Here is a 3,950-nt window from a genome sequence, read left to right as displayed (position 1 = left end):
GGACCGGACGGCTCCCGGTGTTCCTGCGCGGCTGGGCCGAGCACTGCGCCGAGCTGCGCGACCGGGCGGCCGCGCTGGCCCGGGACGGCGCGCTGGTGTTCCGCTCCTGGGACGGCACCCGCGACCTGCGCCCCACCGACCCGGCCCAGGCGCTGCCGATGCTGCTCTCGCCGTATCTGCACATGACCAACAACCGGCTCAGCACGACCGTGCGCGACGAGGCGTTCCTGTCGTACGTGCTCGGCCGCGCCCTCAGGGACGGCGGCGCGCGGGGCGCCGAGGCCGGGGCGGGCGACGCGCTGGCGGGCTGGCGCCGTGGGGGTGAGGGGTGACCACCGGGACGTTCCTGGCCAGTCGCCCCAGAGTGCGCCCCGACCTGGTCGCGGGGCCCCGGCTGGTGCGCGGTGCGGCCCGTATCCATCTGCTGAAGGACCCGCGTACCGGGCGGCGGCTGGAGCTCGGGCCGAAGGAGCACTTCCTGATCAGCCGGCTGGACGGTTCCCGCACGCTGGAGGAGATCGGCGGGGAGTACGCGGGCGCGTTCGGTGCCCGGCTCGGGGAGGCGCAGTGGGGGCAGTTGCTCCGGCTGCTGCACGGCCGGGGCCTGCTGGAGGGCTCCCCCGCCCCGGCCGCGGCACCGCCGGCCGGGCGGGAGCGGCCGCCGAACGGGATTCTGGCCGGGCGGACCCGGATGGTGGCGGACGCGCCCGCGCTGATGGACCGGCTGCACCGGCTCACCGCGCCCGCGCGCCGGCCGGCCGTGCTCGCGGTGCTGACGGCGCTGGCGGTCGGTGTGTTCGTCGCCGTCGTGGTGCAGGCCGGGACGCTGTGGCGGCAGACGGAGGAGACGGCGCGCCAGCCGGTGCTGCTGTTCGCGATCGGCTCTGTGCTGTGGTGCGGGCTGGCCCTGCACGAGCTGGCGCACGGGCTGTTCGCGCGGGCCTGGGGCGGGCGGGTCACGGAGATCGGGCTGCGCTGGTTCTGCTTCGCCACCTATCTGTACTGCGAGGTCGAGGACGTCCAGTTCCTCGGCGGGCGGGCCCGGAAGGTCGCCACGGCGTGCGCGGGCGTCTTCGCCAACCTGCTGTTCCTGGTGCCGTTCTGCGCGGTGTGGGCGCTGCTCCCCTCCGGCGCCGAGGCCCGGCCCGCGCTGGGCGCGCTGCTGCTGCTCGGCACCGTCCTCGGCGTGGCCAACCTCCTCCCGCTGCCCCCGCTGGACGGCTACCAGGCGCTCGGGCACGCGCTCGGTGTCACCGCCCTGTCCGAGGGCGCGCGTACCTTCACCGGCCTCGCGGTGCGGGCGCTGTTCCGGCGCGGTCCCGGCCTCGGCGCGTACCCGGCACGCCTCGGGCTGCTGTACGGCGGGTTCGCGCTGCTGACGGCGGTGCAGAGCGCGGCGCTGCTGGTGCTGTGCGGGGCGGCGCTGCGAGCGATGCTGCCGGACGGCCTGGCGGTGCTCGCCTGGTCGCTGCCGCCCGCGCTGCTCGCCGCCGTCCTGCTGCTGTGGGTGCTGGGCGGTCTCGGCCGGCGCCTGCGGGACCGGCGTACCACCGGGGCGGCTCCGGCCGCCTCCTCCCCCTCCGAGCCGGGGCGGCACGTCCCGCCCGTCGAACAGCAGTTGAGGAAAGGTGAGATGAGCGCACCCGACAGCAGCACGGAGGCCGCCCCGCGCGGCACCGCTACCGAGACCGTCGTCGCCCTGGACGGCGTCAGCAAGCGCTACGGGGAGGTGACGGCGCTCGACGGCGTCTGCCTGGAGGTGCGCCGGGGTGAGTTCTTCGGCATCCTCGGGCCGAACGGCGCGGGGAAGACCACTCTGGTGGAGATCGTGGAGGGCATGCGGGAGGCCGACTCCGGCGCGGTCACCGTCTTCGGGCGGAGTCCCTGGCCGCGTGACATCGCGCTGCTGGCCCGGATCGGCGTCCAGACCCAGGCGTCGGCGTTCTTCGCCCGGCTGACGGCCGCCGAGCATCTGCGCACGGTGGCCGCGCTGTACGGCATGGCACCGGAGGCCGCCAAGACGGCGCTGGAGCGGGTCGGGCTGACCGAGAAGGCCAACGCCCGGATCGACCATCTCTCCGGCGGCCAGCGGCAGCGGCTCGCGGTGGCCACCGCGCTGCTCAACGAGCCGGAGCTGATCTTCCTGGACGAACCGACGGCCGCTCTCGACCCGGAGGCGCGGCGCGAACTGTGGGAGCTGCTGCGGTCGTTGCGCTCGGAGGGGCGGACGATCATCTGCACCACCCACTACCTCGACGAGGCCGAGGCGCTGTGCGACCGGGTGGCGATCATCGCCGGGGGCCGGGTCGTCGCGCTGGACTCGCCCCGCAGCCTGATCCGCGCGCTGGCCGCGCCGACCCGCCTGCTGGTACCCGCCGACAAGGTCTCCCCCGAGGCCGCGCTCGCGCTCGCGGGCGTGGACCGGGCCACCGTGCAGGGAGCCGACCTCGCCATCGAGACGACGGTGCCGAACCGGGTGCTGCCCGCGCTCGGCGACCTGGTGGACATCGACTCGGTCTCCGTGCGCACGCCCACCCTCGAAGACGCCTACCTCTCACTGACCGGCACCGGATCGGAGCATCACCGTTGAGCGCCTACGCCGCACTGACCAGGGCCACCTATGTCGCGAGCGTGCGCGACAAGACGACCCTCTTCTTCACCTTCGCCTTCCCGCTCGCCTTCCTGGTGCTGTTCGGCCTGATCTTCCAGGGCGACAAGGTCGACGGCGGACTGGCCTCCATCAACTACATCGCGCCGGGCGTGCTGTCCTGGGGCGTGGGCAACGCGGCCGTGTTCTCGGTGGGGTTCGCGCTGATGCAGTGGCGCCGGGACGACCTGCTACGGCTGATCTGGCGCACCCCGACCCCGCTGCGCACCCTGCTGGCCTCGCGCTGGACGGTGGCGATGGGGGTGGCGCTGACGCAGACCGTGCTCTTCACCGCCGTCGCGCTCTTGCCGTTCTTCGGGCTCAAGCTGATGGGCCCGTGGTGGGCGGCGCTGCCGCTGCTGGTGCTGGGCGTGACCGCTTTCCTCGCCATGGGGCTGGTGGTCGGCAGCCTGGCGGACACCCCGGAGGCGGTCGCGGCCATCGCCAACCTGGTGATGGTGCCGATGGCGTTCCTGTCCGGCTCGTTCTTCCCGGACGACCTGATGCCGGGCTGGCTGCGCACCGCCGCCAAGGTGCTGCCGCTGCACTACCTCAACGACGGTCTCACCGACGCCATGGGCGGCCGGGGCGACCTGGGCGACATCGCGCTGGACTGCGCGGGCCTCGCCGTGTTCGCCCTGGTCTTCGGGCTCGTCGCCACCCGGATCTTCCGCTGGAGCAACCGGACATGACGACCACGATGACCGCGCTGGAGGCCGCGCGGGCCGGCCTCCACTCCCGGCTGGCGGCGCGCGCCACCGCCGCCGGGCTGCCCGCGCCCGCCGTCTCCCGGATCGGCGACACCAACGTGCTCGTCGAGAGCGGACTCCCCGCCGGCCCGGCCACCGTGCACCTGACCGCGCAGGCCGTGCTGCTCGGCCCCTGGGGCGGCACCCCGGCGGCCGGTCCGGCCTGCGGGACCTGTGTGGCGATGCGCCGCCAGCGGCTGCGCACCCGTACCGAGCGGGAGGCACTGGAGACCGGTACGGAGACCACGGCGGCCGGGGCCTGGCCGGTGCTGCCGGACCACACGGTGGACGCGGTGTGGTCGCTGCACCGGCTGATCGCCTCCGGCGCCGCCCGCCACACCGCCGAGGGCCCGGACGCCGAACTGCCCCGGGTCACGGAGCTGGACCTGGAGACCCTGCGGGTACGGACGTTCCCCCTGCTGCCGGAGCCGATGTGCCCACGCTGCCGTCCCTTCACCGAGGAGGCGGCCTCACGCGCGGCTGCGGAGGCCACCCTGCCCGCCCCGGCCCCGCTGCCCAAGCCGCGCCCGGACTCGTACCGGCTGCGCCGGGCG

3 protein-coding genes and 1 pseudogene are annotated in these 3,950 nt (G+C 75.0%); all 4 read left to right on the top strand.

The window, feature by feature from the left end; all coding sequences use genetic code 11:
• Positions 1-332, top strand: a pseudogene (locus GT030_RS16560) (lantibiotic dehydratase C-terminal domain-containing protein); the annotation flags it as partial.
• A gap of 1,301 nt (positions 333-1,633) precedes the next feature.
• On the top strand, positions 1,634-2,590 hold the full coding sequence (locus GT030_RS16555) for an ABC transporter ATP-binding protein (RefSeq protein WP_161201757.1): 957 nt from the start codon (positions 1,634-1,636) through the stop codon (positions 2,588-2,590).
• Positions 2,587-3,339, top strand: a complete 753-nt coding sequence (locus tag GT030_RS16550) for an ABC transporter permease (RefSeq protein ID WP_161201756.1) — start codon at positions 2,587-2,589, stop codon at positions 3,337-3,339. Before GT030_RS16555 ends, GT030_RS16550 begins: the two co-directional genes overlap by 4 nt.
• A partial coding sequence (locus tag GT030_RS16545; protein ID WP_161201755.1) for a TOMM precursor leader peptide-binding protein occupies positions 3,336-3,950 on the top strand: 615 nt, incomplete at its 3' end. The genes GT030_RS16550 and GT030_RS16545, both read left to right, overlap by 4 nt.

This window comes from Streptomyces sp. SID1328, assembly GCF_009865595.1.
Taxonomy (GTDB): domain Bacteria; phylum Actinomycetota; class Actinomycetes; order Streptomycetales; family Streptomycetaceae; genus Streptomyces; species Streptomyces griseoluteus.
The sequence above is the reverse complement of the archived record's forward strand: the minus strand, read 5'-3'. Positions and strand labels throughout refer to the sequence as shown.